Annotated in this window: 15 protein-coding genes; 2 read left to right on the top strand and 13 right to left on the bottom strand. The window is 59.6% G+C overall.

Annotation, left to right across the window (positions count from 1 at the left end):
- The first annotated feature begins 144 nt into the window (after window positions 1–144).
- Complete coding sequence (locus tag PM3016_RS20195; RefSeq protein WP_014370730.1) at window positions 145–1,416, top strand: copper amine oxidase N-terminal domain-containing protein; 1,272 nt, start codon at window positions 145–147, stop codon at window positions 1,414–1,416.
- Between the two features lie 98 nt (window positions 1,417–1,514).
- Here PM3016_RS20195 and PM3016_RS20200 read toward each other — a convergent pair whose 3' ends face one another.
- From PM3016_RS20200 to PM3016_RS20225, 6 genes are all read right to left on the bottom strand, one after another.
- Window positions 1,515–1,979 carry an SRPBCC family protein gene (locus PM3016_RS20200; RefSeq protein WP_013918372.1) on the bottom strand — a complete coding sequence of 155 codons (465 nt, stop codon included), beginning with the start codon at window positions 1,977–1,979 and terminating at the stop codon, window positions 1,515–1,517.
- Window positions 1,980–2,120: 141 nt separating this feature from the next.
- Window positions 2,121–3,023, bottom strand: a complete 903-nt coding sequence (locus tag PM3016_RS20205; protein WP_013918374.1) for an NAD(P)/FAD-dependent oxidoreductase — start codon at window positions 3,021–3,023, stop codon at window positions 2,121–2,123.
- A 98-nt stretch (window positions 3,024–3,121) separates the two neighbouring features.
- Complete coding sequence (locus tag PM3016_RS20210; protein ID WP_014370731.1) at window positions 3,122–3,535, bottom strand: RrF2 family transcriptional regulator; 414 nt, start codon at window positions 3,533–3,535, stop codon at window positions 3,122–3,124.
- 121 nt (window positions 3,536–3,656) lie between these two features.
- Entirely contained in the window at window positions 3,657–5,279 is a 1,623-nt protein-coding gene (locus PM3016_RS20215; RefSeq protein ID WP_014370732.1) for a HAMP domain-containing sensor histidine kinase, read from the bottom strand.
- Entirely contained in the window at window positions 5,276–5,971 is a 696-nt protein-coding gene (locus PM3016_RS20220) for a response regulator transcription factor (protein WP_013918377.1), read from the bottom strand. The genes PM3016_RS20215 and PM3016_RS20220 overlap by 4 nt, the downstream gene beginning before the upstream one ends.
- Window positions 5,972–6,070: 99 nt before the next feature.
- Window positions 6,071–6,814 carry a hypothetical protein gene (locus tag PM3016_RS20225; protein WP_014370733.1) on the bottom strand — a complete coding sequence of 248 codons (744 nt, stop codon included), beginning with the start codon at window positions 6,812–6,814 and terminating at the stop codon, window positions 6,071–6,073.
- Between the two features lie 269 nt (window positions 6,815–7,083).
- Between PM3016_RS20225 and PM3016_RS20230 the strand changes: the two genes are divergently transcribed.
- Complete coding sequence (locus tag PM3016_RS20230) at window positions 7,084–7,542, top strand: CBS domain-containing protein (RefSeq protein ID WP_014370734.1); 459 nt, start codon at window positions 7,084–7,086, stop codon at window positions 7,540–7,542.
- Between the two features lie 78 nt (window positions 7,543–7,620).
- On the opposite strand, the gene PM3016_RS20235 is transcribed toward PM3016_RS20230, so the two are convergent.
- From PM3016_RS20235 to PM3016_RS20265, 7 genes are all read right to left on the bottom strand, one after another.
- A complete protein-coding gene (locus PM3016_RS20235) occupies window positions 7,621–8,322 on the bottom strand; it encodes a response regulator transcription factor (protein ID WP_013918381.1) in 702 nt (233 codons plus the stop codon).
- On the bottom strand, window positions 8,323–9,774 hold the full coding sequence (locus PM3016_RS20240; RefSeq protein ID WP_013918382.1) for a sensor histidine kinase: 1,452 nt from the start codon (window positions 9,772–9,774) through the stop codon (window positions 8,323–8,325). It abuts the gene before it with no gap.
- A 46-nt stretch (window positions 9,775–9,820) separates the two neighbouring features.
- Window positions 9,821–10,573, bottom strand: a complete 753-nt coding sequence (locus PM3016_RS20245; protein ID WP_013918383.1) for an ABC transporter permease — start codon at window positions 10,571–10,573, stop codon at window positions 9,821–9,823.
- The gene (locus PM3016_RS20250; RefSeq protein ID WP_014370735.1) at window positions 10,560–11,285 is read right to left on the bottom strand and encodes an ABC transporter ATP-binding protein; all 726 of its coding nucleotides are present in this window, start codon (window positions 11,283–11,285) and stop codon (window positions 10,560–10,562) included. Before PM3016_RS20250 ends, PM3016_RS20245 begins: the two co-directional genes overlap by 14 nt.
- 73 nt (window positions 11,286–11,358) lie before the next feature.
- The gene (locus tag PM3016_RS20255; protein ID WP_014370736.1) at window positions 11,359–12,630 is read right to left on the bottom strand and encodes a hypothetical protein; all 1,272 of its coding nucleotides are present in this window, start codon (window positions 12,628–12,630) and stop codon (window positions 11,359–11,361) included.
- A 222-nt stretch (window positions 12,631–12,852) separates the two neighbouring features.
- A complete protein-coding gene (locus PM3016_RS20260) occupies window positions 12,853–14,646 on the bottom strand; it encodes an L-fucose isomerase (protein ID WP_014370737.1) in 1,794 nt (597 codons plus the stop codon).
- Window positions 14,643–15,566 (bottom strand): dihydrodipicolinate synthase family protein, encoded by a 924-nt coding sequence (locus PM3016_RS20265; protein WP_014370738.1) that lies wholly within the window; start codon window positions 15,564–15,566, stop codon window positions 14,643–14,645. Before PM3016_RS20265 ends, PM3016_RS20260 begins: the two co-directional genes overlap by 4 nt.
- Window positions 15,567–15,569: the final 3 nt, after the last annotated feature.

Here is a 15,569-nt window from a genome sequence, read left to right on the forward strand (position 1 = left end):
GAGGAAAAGGCATCATGACGCTGGCTGCCGCAAGGGGCAAACAGGCCTATCGCCGCATGGGGACAGAAGGATGGATGTGGTAAAATATTGAAGGCGAATCCAGCCTATTTCCATTACATGACCGGGAGGGAGCAGGATCACAGGATGTCAAGCGAAGGGTTGAAGCGAAGCACGAAGGTACTGTTTGCTTGGATGGTTATCTTGGTGGGAATGATTCTGACTTATGACAGATCGGCGAGTGCCCGGGAAGCCCAGCCGATCGGCGTTTATGTGGATGATGAGCCGGTTTCGTTCTCTGTCGATCCCCTGCTTGAGGACGGAACCACCCTTGTCCAGCTGCGGCCGCTTGTGGAGGCGCTCGGTGTGGAGCTGGTTTGGAACGCGCAGGACCGCACGATCCGGGGGACGGCAGACGGTCAGTCGTTCCTGCTGACGGTGGACAGCGGCAAAGCGCAGGTGAATGGACAAGAAGTCACTCTCGAGAAAGCGCCCCGGATCGTGGACGGGAACACGCTGATTCCCCTCCGGTTTGTCAGCGAAGCTACCGGTGCGGTTGTGGGCTGGCAGGGGGAGAAACGGACGATCTTCGTATACAGCGGCGCGTTCCTGGAAGAGCTGGGGATCGATCGCGAAACCGCGCTGGCCCTGCTGAATTCCTTGATCGGCGGGGATCTCGCCGCGGGGAATCCGGCGGAAGATCCGGCAGAGGCTCCGGCCAAGGATCCGGCCGGGGGTTCCGTCCCTGCAGACAGCGCTGGAGAAGCCGCCCCTCCGGCAGGCTCCCCGAGCGGACTGTATGCCGGCTGGACGGTTGACGTCACCGGATACTGCGGGGGCTTATGCTGGAGATACTACTACTTTATGCCGGACGGCAAAGTCTACATCCGTGAGCCGGAGAACGGCTTGGATGCGGTGGCCTGCACACCGGAGGACTGCGTAACCTACGAGATCGCGAATCAAGAGATTCGCCTGGGCAATGGGGATAAATATCCATACGAAGTGAAGTCGGAGTCGGAACTGAAAATTAATAATTTGACCTACCGGAAGATCCCGGTCTCCGACGGAGTGAAGCTGGAAGGCGAGTACCGGTCGTTCAGCTATGCGGGCAACGGCTCGGGCGGCGGCGTTGCGTCGGAGAGCCTCTTCACCTTCCGCAAGGACGGCACCTTCTCGGGCAGCGGCTGGGCCGGCGCGTTCACGGACGGTTCCGACACGGGCGGTGACGGGTCAGGGTCATCCACTGTGGTCTCCTCCGAACGGGAAGCCGCAGCCGGAACGTACGCCATCCAGGGAAACACCATCGAACTCGTCTACAGTGACGGCACGAAGGTGCGCAAGCTCTTTTTCCTGCCGGAGCATCCGGGCACGGAGATGCTGCATATCGGCGGGCTGGATTTCACGACAGATGAGGAGTAGCTGCGTCCGTTTTTTTCACACGATTCCTTAGATGCAGCGACAAGAGAAGAGAGCCTTCGGATGATGATCCGCAGGCTCTCTTTGGTCTTCAATGAAGTTCAGGTCACGTGCGCGTCGGGTGATTTGTCCGCTACCAGATTCAGGACGACGTTATGCTCGAGCAGCGCCTTCAAGCCGCAGAGCACCATCGTATACCCTCCCATGGAGTCGATGGCCTGCTGCACTACCGAGTCCCCATCGCCGGCAAACCCGGAGGGGGTGATCGCCACGAAGGTTTCGTTCTGCCCCCGCGGTGTGAACAGCCACTCGGTCTGCGTCCCGTCGGACGACTCGATCCGAATCCGCCGGTTCTCCTCGATGGCGAGGACGTGAATGTCATCGCCCACACCGTACATCTCCCAGTCCCAGCGGATCTTCTTGCCCGCTTCCAATCTCCCGCTGCTGCGGGTGAACCAGAACCTTGTCGTGATCTCCGGGTTCACGAAGGCTTCGAATACCTCCGCCGCCGGCTTTCGGATCAGCATTTCGGCTTGGACTACAGGGGCTTGAGTGATAGAGATCATAAGTGCTCCTCTCTTCCTTTGGCGGCCTGCCGCTTTTCTATCAGTATAGCAGATCGCTGCGCCGGATAAACCTGTTCGGCGGCTGCCAGAACCGAGGGTGCCCCTGCCGTCTCCTTCACCGTCGAGCTGGTTCCGTAAGCATCAGGCGAACGCTTCTTCCATCAGCTCCACGTTGATGGTGACCGCCGCCAGGCTGCCGGCCGCCGCGGACAGGATCAGCTGCGAAGGGGCGCCGGTGGAGGCTTCCCCTGCCGCAAACAGGCCGGGTACCGAGCTTCGGCCCGTTTCGTCGGTCCGGATGCCCCCGAGCTCCGTCGCTTCATAGCCGAGCTGCTCCCGAAAATCGGTCTGCGGCTGCCATGCCGGCGTGATGAAGCCGCCCGTCCGATCCAGCCGCGTGCCGTCGGTGAACTCCACCTGGCGCAGCTTCCCGTCGCTGCCGTGGAAAGCCGCCACGGTCTGCTCGGACACGATGATCTTCCGCGAAGCCAGCACTCCCTTCTGCTCTTCTGTCAGGACAGCGGCACCGTTCGTGCAGACCACGAGATCCCGGCTCCACTGGTGGACCAGCTTGGCGAGGTGGAAGACTTTCGGATGCTCCGATAGCACGATCAGCGGCTGATCCCGGAGCTCCCAGCCGTCGCAGTAAGGGCAGTGGAACAAGCTCCGGCCGTACAGCTCCTTTAGTCCCGGAATCGCCGGATACACTTCCTTCAGCCCTGAGGTGATCAGCAGCTTGCGGGATTGGAACCGTTCCCCGCTCTCGGTTGTCAATTCGAACCCGTTCTCCAGTCTGCGAACGTTCACAATCGAGACAGGGTAATGCTCTACCGACGGATACCTCAGCACCTCCTGATAGGCGATTCGGCGGAATTCAGCCGGTGTCACACCGTCCTGAGTCAGAAAGCCGTGCGAAGCATGGGTTACTTTATTACGGGGCCGGTCATTATCGAACAAGGCCACGGTTCTTCTCGCCCTGCCGAGTACCAGCGCCGCATTCAGTCCTGCCGGACCTCCGCCAATAATGGCACAATCGTAAATCATAGTGATTCCCCCTTAATGATGAAAAGTTTATTATAGATATTATGGATTAGTATAATCCATATTTATCCCAAAAAAAGCGAAGGATGATTCATCCTTCTTTATTTTCCTTCTGCATCTTCCTTCTGCAGCCGTGCCGCAATATCGGAGATCTTCGTGTTCTGCAGCACCTGCTCCATCTGGCGTTCGGCGTCAAGCACCACCTGCTGGATCAGGCATTCGCTCCCGTGATTCAGACTGCATTCGAAGAAAGAGGCCGTGCCTTCAATCGCATGGATCACATCGAGGAACGAGATCTCTTCCAGGCTCCGCTTGAGTCTGTACCCGCCATGGGCTCCAGGGACGGAATGGATCAACCCGGCTTTGACAAGCTTGCTCATCATTTTGGACAGATAGGTCTGCGAGACACCCAGCTTCTCGGCCAGGAACTGCACCCCGACCGGCTTCTCCGGCGCGGCTGCCACCAGATAAAGCATGGCATGAAGTGCGTAATCGGTGGCTTGTGAGTATTTCATGGCCTTCCCCCATTGTGGACTTCGTGAGTCCATAATAGCCTTTGGAGAGGGAAAAAGCAAGAATCTTTTTTGCGCTTAAGCCCGCCGCGGGGTTAACGGACTTTGGCCAGGCCAGGATGGTTTATCCCGCCTTCTCATGAACTATGGGCTCCAGGTAAAAAGCTACACTGTCCAATTCATTCACCGCCCGAACCGTCATCCCGTGATTCGCCGCGATCTGACGGACGATCGTCAGTCCCAGACCGAACTGACCGTCCTCCCCCGTCTGGAAGGGCTCGAACATGCGGGACAGCGTCTCCTCATCCAGCCGGGGGCCGTCATTGGCAATGCGAATCACCGGAGTACCGTCCGCGCCGCCGGACCGGCCGCCCTCCTTCGGATCGCCGGGATCTACGCTCAGCCGTATGACCGATTCCGCATAGCGCAGCTGGTTATCGAGCAGATTCTCAAGCGCCACACCCCACTGCTCGGGGTCCCCGCGCATGGCGGCGGACTCCGGTACCGATACTTCCCAGCGGATGTCCGGCCGTTTGAACCGCAGCCGCTGTACCGTGTCGTCCACAACCGGGGCGAGCGGGAATGCTTGTGTTTCTTTTTCGCGGGACGACATGTAATTGAGCTTATTGAGCAGAAGCAGATCGAGCACCTTGCGTTCGAGCCGTTCGGATTCCTTCAGGATCACGCTCAGGCTTCCCTGCAGCGAGCCTCTCGGAAAGATGCCGTCCTGGATCGACTGGACGTAGCTGCGGATCACCATCACCGGGGTCTTCAGCTCATGGGAGATGTTATGCAAGAAGAACTGCTGCGCCTGATCCTGCCGCACCAGGCGCTGCCGCATCGATTCGATGGCCTGGGCCAGACGACCGATCTCATCGCGCCGGGCCGTCTCCAGAGGCTCGTGCCAGTCCCGCTCGGCCAGGCGGCCGACATGGCGCTCCATCTGTACCAGCGGCCGGGTCAGGTACCGGGCCAGCACGAGGCAGGGCAGCCAGCTGAATACGATCAAGCCGACCATGAGCAGCATGAGTCTCACGAACATCGCCATAACCAGATCGTTGCGGTAGCTGCCGGTAGTATACGAAACCAGATAGCTCGCCGTCCCCTCAGCCTGCTCTTTGCGGATGACATAGAACAGCGTCTGGTCGTTGATGTTCAGAGTGTATTTTTCCAGCGGACGATCCTGGGTCTGGGCATCCTTCTCGATCGCCTCTACGAAGGGGGCGGCTATGGGAATCCGGGCAGGCAGCTCCGCGCTGTCCCCCCTGATCATAAAGTGCTGAATCCGCGGCATTCCGGGCTCGAGTTCGTCCTTCAGCTCCCTCTGCACGCGCAGGATGGCCTGCCCGGGTTCGATCACGACATCCTGGACCCCGCCGGTGTCGGGCAGGATCCGGATTCTCATCTCGCGGGATGCATCCGGGGCTGGGGCCGGGTATGCCTCGGCTGCAGGAGAGCCATTCTGCGATGGGATCGCCTTACTGCCGGGGTGGGGAACCGTTTCGGATGCCTTCGGGGCAACTTGTGGTGCCGCAGACTGCTCCAGAGTACCTCCGGCTGCGGGAACCGACCCCTGCAGCATTTGCACGTTCGTCTGGGAATCGACCAGAAGATCATAGAGCTGGTCGGTGAAGAAGCCCTTGAGCATCCAGGGCAGCAGCAGGGCCAGCAGGCCGAAGATGAACAGGGTCAGCGCGGCGAAAACGCCCCACAGCTTGACGGACAGCGGCCAATGCTTTACGCTCATCCGCCCACCACCCTGTATCCGTAACCGTATACGGTCTCCAGCCGGAGCTCCCGGAGCCTGCGGCGCAGCCGGCGCACGAGATCGTCGACCACCCGGTCCGACCCGAAATAATCGCTCCCCCAGACCGCGTTCAGCACCTGCTCGCGTTCCAGCACTTGACCTGCATGCCTGGCAAAATAAAGCAGCAGCTCGAACTCCTTCGAGGTCAAATCAATGACCGTTCCCTGGTCATCCTCTACCATCCTTGCCGCTTCATCGATCGTGTAAGGCCGCAGGTACAGCCTGCTCCTCCGGCCGCCGGCTTCCACCAAGGCTCCCGCAGGAATCCGGTACACCCGCTCGAGCAGCCTGCGGGTGCGCACCACCAGCTCGCGCGGCAGAAAGGGCTTCGCGATATAATCATCGCTGCCCATCTCGAGTCCCACCACCCGGTCGATGTCCGCATCCCTGGCGGAGATGAAGATCACCGGCTGCAGCGGCCGGTCGGCCTTCACTTCGCGCAGGAGCTGATACCCGTCTACGCCTCCCGGCAGCATAATATCAAGGACCCACAAGTCCGGCCGCTCCGCTATCGCCTCACGTGCCGAGAATCCGTCTGCGAACGAACGCACCTGCCAGCCCTCCTGCCTGAGATAAGCCTCCAGGATCCCTCTCAAATGCTCCTCATCTTCCACCAGATAGATCCGGTACATCGCTCTGTCCTCCCCCTTACGTATCCCATGCTCCCCTGTCCTCCGGTACAAACGAGCAAACAGGAGGGCCTGAACGGCCTGCTCCTGTCGGCTTCTTTCTTATTCCGCTTCAGCCTGCGTGTCCGCTTCCAGTGCTTTCAGCTTCTCCGCCAGCTTCTTGAGCTCCTCGGTTTGCTTGCGGTAGTCATCCAGCAGCTGGGGCAGCAGCGCGCGAACCGCCTCGGCGTCATCCGCCTCCACCGCTTCACCCAGCTTGATGAGTCGCTCCGCTTCCGGAGAAGGCTTTGTGCTGATTGTACCATCTCCCGTCTCCGCGTGGAACTTGAAGATCTTCACGTTCTTCGTCGTGCCGTCCGCAGGCGCGGGCTCACCCGGCGTATCGCCGTCCGGATGGATGCGCAGGACTTTGGGGGATTCGATCCCCGGTGTCGGTTCGGGGAGCTCTCCGCTCCACTCTGCAGCGCCTTCAGGAAGCTTCCCTTTCACCTTGATAACGCGGTTCGCCCCCGGCTCCGGCTCCGGCAGGGTGGCTTCGATCGCCTTCCGTTCTTCCAATGCAGCCGCCCAGGCCTCCGCCGACTCCGGTGCATACGTTTGGACAAGCAGCTTCCAATAGCTGCGCTGGTGGGCAGGATGGCTTAGCAACCCCGCACCATTCGTGTGGAACCGGACGATCCTCGGCTTCCCTTCGGCCTGCGCTGCATCCACTGCACCCTGCGCAGCCGCCTGCACCTCATCTGCCGCCCCCGTTTCCTCTGCAGATACGCTGCTGAAGCCCCCGGCCGTCCCCGCCAAAATCATCGCTGCTGCACTCATTTTCATCAGCCCAAGTTTCCATTCCATTCGCCAAACACTCCTTTACCTAAGTGAGTTGGGGCTATCATGCCCTTGCCCCTTGGTAAATAGAATACCGGGCGATTGCGGACAGCCTTTGGCACAATTGTGGGAGATTGTGGGAGAAAAGACTTGTGCTCGCAATGCGCTGCCTCACAGAAGCCAACGGCTTCCCGTCATATAATAAAAAAGAACCCTGACGCTCCAGAGCGAACAGGCAGCATTCAGGGCCGCATTCAAGGCGTATCCATAAGAAACCCGGCGAGGAGTGAATCGTCATGATGAAAGCACATGATATTATGATCCGAAATGTTTACTGTGTGAACGAAACCGACAGCGTCCGCTCGGTGATCCGGATGTTTCTGGAGCACCGGATCAGCGGCGTGCCCGTGGTGAACGGCAGGAAGAAGATCGTGGGGTATATCAGTGACGGGGATATTATGGAGTATATCGGCAGACACGAAGACCGGGTGGTCGGCTCGTTATTCTTTACCTTTGTGTTCCGGGGGGATGAATTCGGATTTGACGAGCGGATCAGCCGGATTCTGGATCTGCCGGTGATGGACATCGCCACCAAGAAGGTTATTACGGTGCAGGCGGAGGAGCCTATGGAGAATGTCGCGGCCATCCTCGCCCAAAGACAGATTAAGAAGCTGCCTGTCGAGCAGCACGGGGAACTTGTGGGGATCATCAGCCGCGGGGATGTCATCCGGCATTCGTTCAAGGCGCTTTTATAAAAAGTTTCTACTGCCGCCTGTCGGGAAGGTGATGGTTCCCTCTTCGCGTGCATTAAACCTCACCTTCTTCACGGCCGGTCACACGATAAACCGGTACCCGGCTCCCCATACCGTGCCGATGTACTGGGGCTTCGAGGGCGTGTCCTCGATCTTCTCGCGGATTCTCGCAATATGGACGGTGACGGTGGAAGCATCCCCCATCGCATCCATCCCCCAGATCCGCTCGAAGAGCTCCTCCTTGCCGAACACCCGGTTGGCGTGCTGGAACAGGAACAGGAGCAGCTCGAATTCTTTCTGGGCCATCGCTACTTCACTGCCGTTCACGAACACCCGCCGGGAATCCTTATGGATCTCGAGACCCCGGACCCGAAGCGTGGTTCCAGTGTTCGCCTGTGCACCGCCGAACCGCTCCTTCATCCGCTCGTACTTGTTCAGATGCGCGTTCACCCGGGCGACCAGCTCCCCGGAGCTGAACGGCTTCGTGATGTAATCGTCGGCGCCGAGACCGAGGCCGTTGATTTTGTAGATTTCCTCCGAGCGTGCGGAGACGAGCAGCACCGGCAGCTCCTCCTGCTCCCGGATCGTCCGGAGCACCTCGAAGCCGTCCATCCCCGGCAGCATGATATCCAGAATCACGAGGGAGAATTCTTCTTCCTTCAGTGCCTTCAAACCCTCCGCTCCGCTCTCTACAATCCTTACCGCATAGCCGCTGAGCTCCAGGTAATCCCGCTGCAGATTGGCAATGCTTTGATCATCCTCGATAATCAGTATCTTTTTCATTCAAGTCGTCTCTCCCATTCCACTCTTCTTCAGCGAGATCATGATCCGGGTGCCTTCCCCCGGAGCACTGCGGGCCCAGATCGTCCCCCCGTGCCCTTCCACGATCTGCTTGGCGATCGCGAGCCCGAGCCCGCTTCCGTCGGCATTCTTGCGGGAAGCGTCCACCCGGTAGAACCGGTCGAAAATATGGGGAAGATCCCCCTCCGGGATGCCCGGCCCGTTGTCTCGGATCTCTATGATGGCCGAAGTGCGGGTCTCCCTCAGCCGGAGCTCCACTCTTCCGTCCGCCTGGTTCACGTATTTGGCCGCGTTGTCGAGAATATTCTGGATCACCCGCTTCAATCGTTCGCGGTCGATATACACCGCTGCCGGCGCGCTCAGCTCGCTTACGAATTCAAGCGTGATCCCGGCGAGGTCGAACTCATGGCGGTATTCAGCGGCGCAGTCCTCGAAGTAACGGTAGAGATCCGTCCGTTCAAAATGGTACGGCAGCTGCTGCAAATCGAGCTTCGAATACAGCAGCAGATCGTCGATCATCGTGTTTACCAGCACGGCCTTGGAACGGGCGGTCTCGAGGTACTCCGCCCTCTTCTCGGGGGTTCTTGCCACCCCGTCGATGATCCCTTCGATATACCCTTTGATCGAGGTAACCGGCGTCTTCAGATCGTGGGAGATGCTCGATACCAGGAAATTGCGGTTCTCATCATATTTCTGCTGCAGATAGACCGATTCCTTCAGCTTGATCCGCATGAGCTCGAGCGTCCGGCACAGCTCCCGCACCTCGTCGTCCCCCTCTTCGGCGATCCCGAAGTCGAGGTCCCCGCGGCTGATGTGGACAGCGGCGTTCCTCAGCCTCGTGACCGGCAGGATGATCCCGCGCGAGAAGCGGTAGGACACCCAGGCGTTCAGCAGGAGGAACGTCAGCACGAAAAAGCCGACAACAAAGCTGCCGAGCAGAAGATAAAAGGAGGTATTCAGCTTTAGCGGAGCGAGGAGCAGCAGCACCCCGTCTTCTCCTGAAGGGAGCTCGTAAGAAGCGCGGGCAATCAGGTAAGTCGTACCGTCCAACTCTACGGTGTCTTCATGGGGGCTCACGGCGGTCAGCAGCAGACTTTTCTCTACATCGGGCCGGCTGAACGTTCGGGTGGCGAACAGCACCTCCCTGTTCTTCAGGAGGATGGCATGGGCACCGAGCGCCTTCACCCGCTGGGACAGCTCCTGCTGATACGAGGGGTCTGCCACCCCTCCGAAATCCCGGGTCATCGCTTCCCGCTGAATCTCGCTTAAGCCCGTCCGTACCTCGAAGGCCCTCTCCCACTGCCGGATCTGGGCTTCCCGGCCGAACAGCTCCGTATACACGGCCACAAAAATGACAGCCGCCAGAGCCGTCAGCGCAATGGAGAGCAGGACGGCCAGCGTATTCATCAGGAAGAAGCGTTTGGTTAACTGCATCGGACAATCCCTTTCTCTCTGTACATCCCGTTCTCTGTGCGAACCGCTAGATATCCTTGTTGTCGAACAGGTAGAAGCCTGCGGTGAACAACATTATACCACAGCCGGTCATGATAAAGAGCTGGCGGAGGATCTTGAACACATTCACCGTCTCGGAGATCCAGAGTGTATACCAGTCGAACATGGAAGTAATGAAGAAGCTCGAATAGCCCGAGAACAGGATGCCCAGGAAGTTCAGCGCGGCGAAGGCGATGACGGAGAGAAAGAATACCGCAAGCCCTCCGCGCAGCACGTTGGAGAGCAGAACGACCAGCAGCGAGAACACGAACACCGGGAAGAACGTCGCCATGTAAGACAGGATGACCCTGACGATGCCGGTCAGGGAGACGGACGACATGTTGAACAGGAAGCCGGCCAGCAGGGACAGCACCATGACGAAGGCGAGATTCGCCGCAATGAACAGCGCTACGTTCAGGACCTTCGCACTGAACACCCCGAACCGGGACACCGGACGGGTGAGCGTGATTTTCATCGTGTTGGATGAGAATTCGCCGCTGAACATATCGATGGCCACGAACGTGGCGAACAGCGGCAGGATCGTGTATGTAAACAGCGTCAGCACCACGAACGGAAATTCGGTGCTCCCCGCCACCCGAAGACCCAGCCCGTGCTTGATGGAAGTCACGGCAATTTGTCCGATGACAACGGCAAGAATGGACAGGATCGCGGCCGCGATGATTTTTTTCTTCTTGAGCAGCTTGAAGGCTTCATTGATGAATGCGGCTTTAAATCCGGCCACTGCGGTCCACCTCACTAACAAAATAATTCTCCAGCGATGCGTAATTCGAGAGGATGCTGCTGGTATAGTCCACGTTGACGAGCTTCCCGCCGTATACCACGCCGATCCGGTTACAGGTGAGCTCCACGTCATGGATCAGATGACTCGAGATGAAGAAGGTCGTCCCTTCATCCTGGGAGAGCCGCTTGATGAGCTTCCTCATCTCGAGCATCCCCTCGACGTCCAGCCCGTTCAGGGGCTCGTCCAGAACGAGCAGCTTCGGCCTCGACAGGATCGCCGCCGCGATGCCGAGGCGCTGCTTCATCCCGAGGGAGAACTTCCTGGATTTCTCGTTCTTGTACTTCAGCATGCCGGTAATCTCCAGGCATTCGTCGATTCTACGCTGGTCGATGTCCGGATAGAACCGGGCGAACAGCTTCAGGTTGTCGTTCGCCGTCATATAGGGATACGACTCGGCGGTCTCGATCATGCAGCCCACCGGCTTCATGGCTTGGACGTAGTCCTCGAAGACGCTGGCGCCGAAGATCCGCACATCGCCGCGGTCCGGTTTGACCAGTCCCGCCATCATCTTCATCGCGGTCGTTTTGCCTGCGCCGTTCGGGCCGAGGAAGCCGAAGATGTCGCCCGTATCGATCTCGAGATTCAGATCGCTGATCCCCCGTCCGTTGCTGTACACCTTGGTCAAGCCGGTAATTTCGATGGCTTTGGTCATCTCGGTTTTTCTCTCCTTAGCAGGTCAGGAAGCCGCTGTGAAGCACGGCCTCCCTCCCTTCTTGCTTTTCTGCTTATTCCTCGAATACGCGGTGGAATTGCCCGTCGAAGTAAGGGCGCGCCGCGTTGGAGCGGATGGAGTGCTCGTCGATGATCTCGATATCCAGCTCAAGATACAGAGTACCGGCGCTGCCCGTGTGCAGCTGTCCCTGCTCCTGCTCGCCTTTGGCATTCGTGTAAGTGAAGGTCGAGAACGGCTTCGACTGGTTCGGGTCATATTCGAACGTAAAGTTATACTTCTCGCCGAACTCAGCCTCGAATCCAGGCTTCACGGTCTCAGTATACCGGCCGGTCACCTTGTCCTTGTCGACGCTCAGAATCTCCAGCGTTCTCTCGCCGATCTTGACGAGCTTGCCGTCTTTCTCGAGGATCACGTTATTCTTGTACGTACCGACGTACTTCGCGCTGAATCCATTGCCGTGATCGGTGACCTTCTCCACATTCGCTCCGGTCAGGTCAGGCAGGGTAATCTTGGTTGTGCCGACATCCGAGAGCTTGAACACGATGTTCATCGTCAGATCGTGCTGCGTCCCGTTCTTGTCCTTGCCGGTGAGCGTGATGTCGCCCGTCAGGCTTTGGAGCAGACCGGTCTTCGTTTCCTCTGCGGTGCCCACAATCTTTTTGACGTAGATGTCGCTCTCGATCTCAGGGAGATTCGAGTCCTCCTGTGAGCGCCTTTCGCTCTCAATCATCCGCTTGATCCCGAAAGACGAGACCGCATTGACGACCGCCGGCACCTGAGCCTCGGACAGGCTTCCGGAGTAGATCCTGCCGCCGTCCGCTTTCTCTTCCGCCTGCACGTAGTCTTTAAGATTGCCGACCACGGCGTCCACGATCTTCTCGATCTCCGGGGCGCCCTTCTCTTTGAACGGGCTTGTGAAGACGTTACGGTCCTTCTGCTCCTGCTGGAATTCTGTGACGAAATACTTTTCTTCGCTGCTGCTTTTGTGTACCGTCATCTTGGGATCGGTGTACGTGTAGCTCGATGTCGTCTCACCGTTCGACTGCTGGTTGACGCTCGTACGCTCTTCCGCCTGCGTCGATGTATTCACTTTGGTGGTGTTGGAAGCTTGCAGCAAGGGCTTTCCGTTGTCTTCCAATGATACCATCGCTTCCATCGTGTAACTGCCCAGCCCCTGCTCCATCTGGGAGGCGGTCAGCTTGACGGAATCCTTGAGCCGGTCGTACCCCGAGCCGAGCAGCGCATCGGCGAAGGCGGTGGAGACGAAGACGCTCGCTCCGAGGGTGAATGAGAGAACGGTAAGTGATTTTTTGCTAAGTTTCATGGTCGGAACTCCTTCATGACATAATGGGGAAACGTTTCCTTACCACTCATTATATAGGAGGCCTATTGCCTTTTTCTAAATAACTTATTAACAAAAGATTAACTCCGGACGGGAGTGTGAATGGCTCTTCATATCGAGAAGAAAAAAGAAGCCGCCGGGATGGTCCGACAGCTTCTTCCCTATTGGATCGTGTGATTCCCTATCTTCGCGATGGAGCCGCTCTTACCCGTACAACGGGCCGAAATTCGCGCAGGCCCGGAAGTCGGCGCCCGTTGTGTCCTCCGTGCCGAAGGCTCCCCAGGCGCTGGGCCGCAGCAGCCGCTCGGACGGAACGTTGTGCATCGCCACCGGAATCCGGAGGATGGAGGCCAGCGTGATGAGATCCGCTCCGATATGCCCGCAGCTGACCGCCGCGTGGTTCGAGCCCCAGTGGTTCATGACCGTATACACATCGCGGAAGGCACCTGTGCCCGTCAGGTTCGGGGCGAACCAGGTCGTCGGCCAGGTCGGGTTGCTCCGCTCGTCGAGCTTCCGGTGCACCTCATCCGGCAGCTCGACCGTGACGCCCTCGGCCAGCTGCAGTACGGGACCAAGGCCGTGCACCAGGTTGATGCGCGCCATGGTTACCGGCATGCCGGCTGACGTCGTATAATCCGTGGAGAAGCCGCCGCCCCGGAAGAAGTCGACGGCGGGGCACCACTGCACGGCCTCCAGGCAGGCCTGCACCTCCTCCTCCGTAATCTCCCAGAACGGCTTCATAACCGGGAGTCCGTCCTTCCGCATCCTGCCCGTTCCGTCCAGCGCCGCCGGGCCCGAATTGATGAGGTGGATGAGGCCGTGCGCGGTGCTGCCCTGAAGTTCATAACCTGTCACGCGCTTCACGGCATCCGGGCTCCAATACGTCCTTACATCGGCGAAGATCTGGGCGGCATCCGTCAGCAGATGGCCGAAGAGCATCGTGACGCCGTTCAGGGTGTCGTTCTCCGTGGCCAGCATATACGGCTCCCGGATGCCGTTCCAGTCGAAGGAGCTCGTCAGCACCGCCTCCATGAAGTCCCCGTTCGGATAATGATCCGTCCATGCCCGCTGGCCCTGGAAGCCGGCGGCAATCGCATTGCGGCCAAGCGCCTCCTCGCCGTAGCCGAGCCGGTCAAGCGCCGGGTTGCCGACCATCAGGTCGCGGGCGATGAGCGCCATCTTCACGACGGTCTCCCAATCGGCGTCCTTCTGGCTGCGGCTGCGCCGCAGGGCGGGAGGGTTCACATCCTCCCCTTCCCGGCAGTGCGTACGAGTCCACTCCAGGGCTCTCACGAACTCCTCCGGGTCGTAGATCTCCCGCTCCATCCGCCGGATGAACTCACTCATATCGACGTATTCGTTGCGCATGCCGAGATACCGCCGGAAAAAGGGCTCATCGGCAATGCAGCCGGCGATCCCCATCGACACCGAGCCCATGGACAGATACGACTTGCCGCGCATGGTGGCCGCGGCAAGCCCCGCCTTGGCGAAGCGCAGCAGCTTCTCCTGCACGTCGTCCGGGATCGACGTGTCGCCCATGTCCTGCACGTCGCGGCCGTAGATGCCGAAGGCCGGCAGCCCGGCCTGGTTATGCGCGGCCAGAACGGCGGCGAGATACACGGCTCCGGGGCGCTCCGTCCCGTTGAAGCCCCAGACCGCCTTCGGCCGGAACGGGTCCGTATCCATCGTTTCGGTCGGATAACACCATGAAGGCGTCACCGTGATGGAGACTCCCGCTCCTTCGCGGGCAAATTTCTCCTCTGCCGCGGCGGCTTCCGCGACGCCCCCGATGCAGGTGTCGGCGATGACGCACTCCACAGGAAGCCCGTTCGCGTGCCGGAGCCGGGCGGAGAGCAGACCGGACACGGCGCGGGCCAGCTCCATCGTCACCTCCTCCAGCGATTCGCGGATGCCTCCCCGCCGGCCGTCGATGACCGGCCGGATCGCGATTTTCGGCATGCTTCCCTGCAGGCGGTTGGCTGTATGTACTTTGGTCATTGGGTGATCCTCCTCCGATAGGTTTCGGTCAGCCGGCGCAGCTGCTCCAGCTCCAGCCGGTGTGTGGCAGTCAGGTCCCGGGCGTCCGCCGTGCGGGCCGACCAGTGATCCAGGACGCCTTCGAGCTTCAGATAATACTTGGCGCTGACGGGATACAGCTGTTTCTCAACCCATGCGGCCACCGACAAAAAGTCCATCAGCCCGCCGGTTTCCTCGGGCTCCTCCCTGAAGCGGTTCAGCAGCCAGACGTACAGCTCCGGATGGAAATTCGCCATCACCCCGCTGTAGCCGGCAATGCCGAGCGGAAGCGATTCGAGCAGCGTCGCGGAGTTGGCGTTATAGATCTGCAGGCCGCTGCCCCGCACGGCGTCCATCCTAAGACGCAGCGTCTCCAGATCGCAGCATGTATCTTTGAGAAATTGGAAGCGCCCCGAGTCCGCACACCACTTCAGCAGCTCGGGCGAGATCAGCCGCTTGTACGGATAAGGGCATTCGTACATCCCGAGAGGCAGGTCCTGCGGCAGCCGTTCGATGAGCCGCTGCAGCTGCTCCGCCATCACCTCGTCCGGATCTCCCGGGCCGGCCAGACGGTTCGTGATGAGCACCAGCGCGTCGATGCCGGTGCCGGCCATTACGGTCAGCTCGGCGGCCTGGTCTTCCGGCGAATCGGCAATGTGGCCCGAGGCCACTACCGGTACGCGGCCGGCCGCCTTTTTAACGACAAACTCAGCAATGCCCGCCCGCTCCCCGAGCGTCAGCCGGAACATTTCGCTGGATTGGCAGACCGCGAACAGCCCGTGGACGCCTCTGTCGATATACCACTCCACGAGGCGGCCGAGTGCTTCATAATCCACTTTGTCCTCTTTTGTAAACGGTGTCAGCATGGTGGGCCAGACACCCCCCTGCAGCTTCCTCCTCATCGT

The sequence above is a fragment of the Paenibacillus mucilaginosus 3016 genome (assembly GCF_000250655.1).
GTDB classification, from domain to species: Bacteria; Bacillota; Bacilli; order Paenibacillales; family NBRC-103111; genus Paenibacillus_G; species Paenibacillus_G mucilaginosus.

Coding starts and splice junctions, on each gene's coding strand:
- PM3016_RS20195 (WP_014370730.1), top strand. CDS start 145: ATGTCAAGCGAAGGGTTGAAGCGAAGCACGAAGGTACTGTTTGCTTGG.
- PM3016_RS20200 (WP_013918372.1), bottom strand. CDS start 1,979: ATGATCTCTATCACTCAAGCCCCTGTAGTCCAAGCCGAAATGCTGATC.
- PM3016_RS20205 (WP_013918374.1), bottom strand. CDS start 3,023: ATGATTTACGATTGTGCCATTATTGGCGGAGGTCCGGCAGGACTGAAT.
- PM3016_RS20210 (WP_014370731.1), bottom strand. CDS start 3,535: ATGAAATACTCACAAGCCACCGATTACGCACTTCATGCCATGCTTTAT.
- PM3016_RS20215 (WP_014370732.1), bottom strand. CDS start 5,279: ATGAGCGTAAAGCATTGGCCGCTGTCCGTCAAGCTGTGGGGCGTTTTC.
- PM3016_RS20220 (WP_013918377.1), bottom strand. CDS start 5,971: ATGTACCGGATCTATCTGGTGGAAGATGAGGAGCATTTGAGAGGGATC.
- PM3016_RS20225 (WP_014370733.1), bottom strand. CDS start 6,814: ATGGAATGGAAACTTGGGCTGATGAAAATGAGTGCAGCAGCGATGATT.
- PM3016_RS20230 (WP_014370734.1), top strand. CDS start 7,084: ATGATGAAAGCACATGATATTATGATCCGAAATGTTTACTGTGTGAAC.
- PM3016_RS20235 (WP_013918381.1), bottom strand. CDS start 8,322: ATGAAAAAGATACTGATTATCGAGGATGATCAAAGCATTGCCAATCTG.
- PM3016_RS20240 (WP_013918382.1), bottom strand. CDS start 9,774: ATGCAGTTAACCAAACGCTTCTTCCTGATGAATACGCTGGCCGTCCTG.
- PM3016_RS20250 (WP_014370735.1), bottom strand. CDS start 11,285: ATGACCAAAGCCATCGAAATTACCGGCTTGACCAAGGTGTACAGCAAC.
- PM3016_RS20255 (WP_014370736.1), bottom strand. CDS start 12,630: ATGAAACTTAGCAAAAAATCACTTACCGTTCTCTCATTCACCCTCGGA.
- PM3016_RS20260 (WP_014370737.1), bottom strand. CDS start 14,646: ATGACCAAAGTACATACAGCCAACCGCCTGCAGGGAAGCATGCCGAAA.
- PM3016_RS20265 (WP_014370738.1), bottom strand. CDS start 15,566: ATGAGGAGGAAGCTGCAGGGGGGTGTCTGGCCCACCATGCTGACACCG.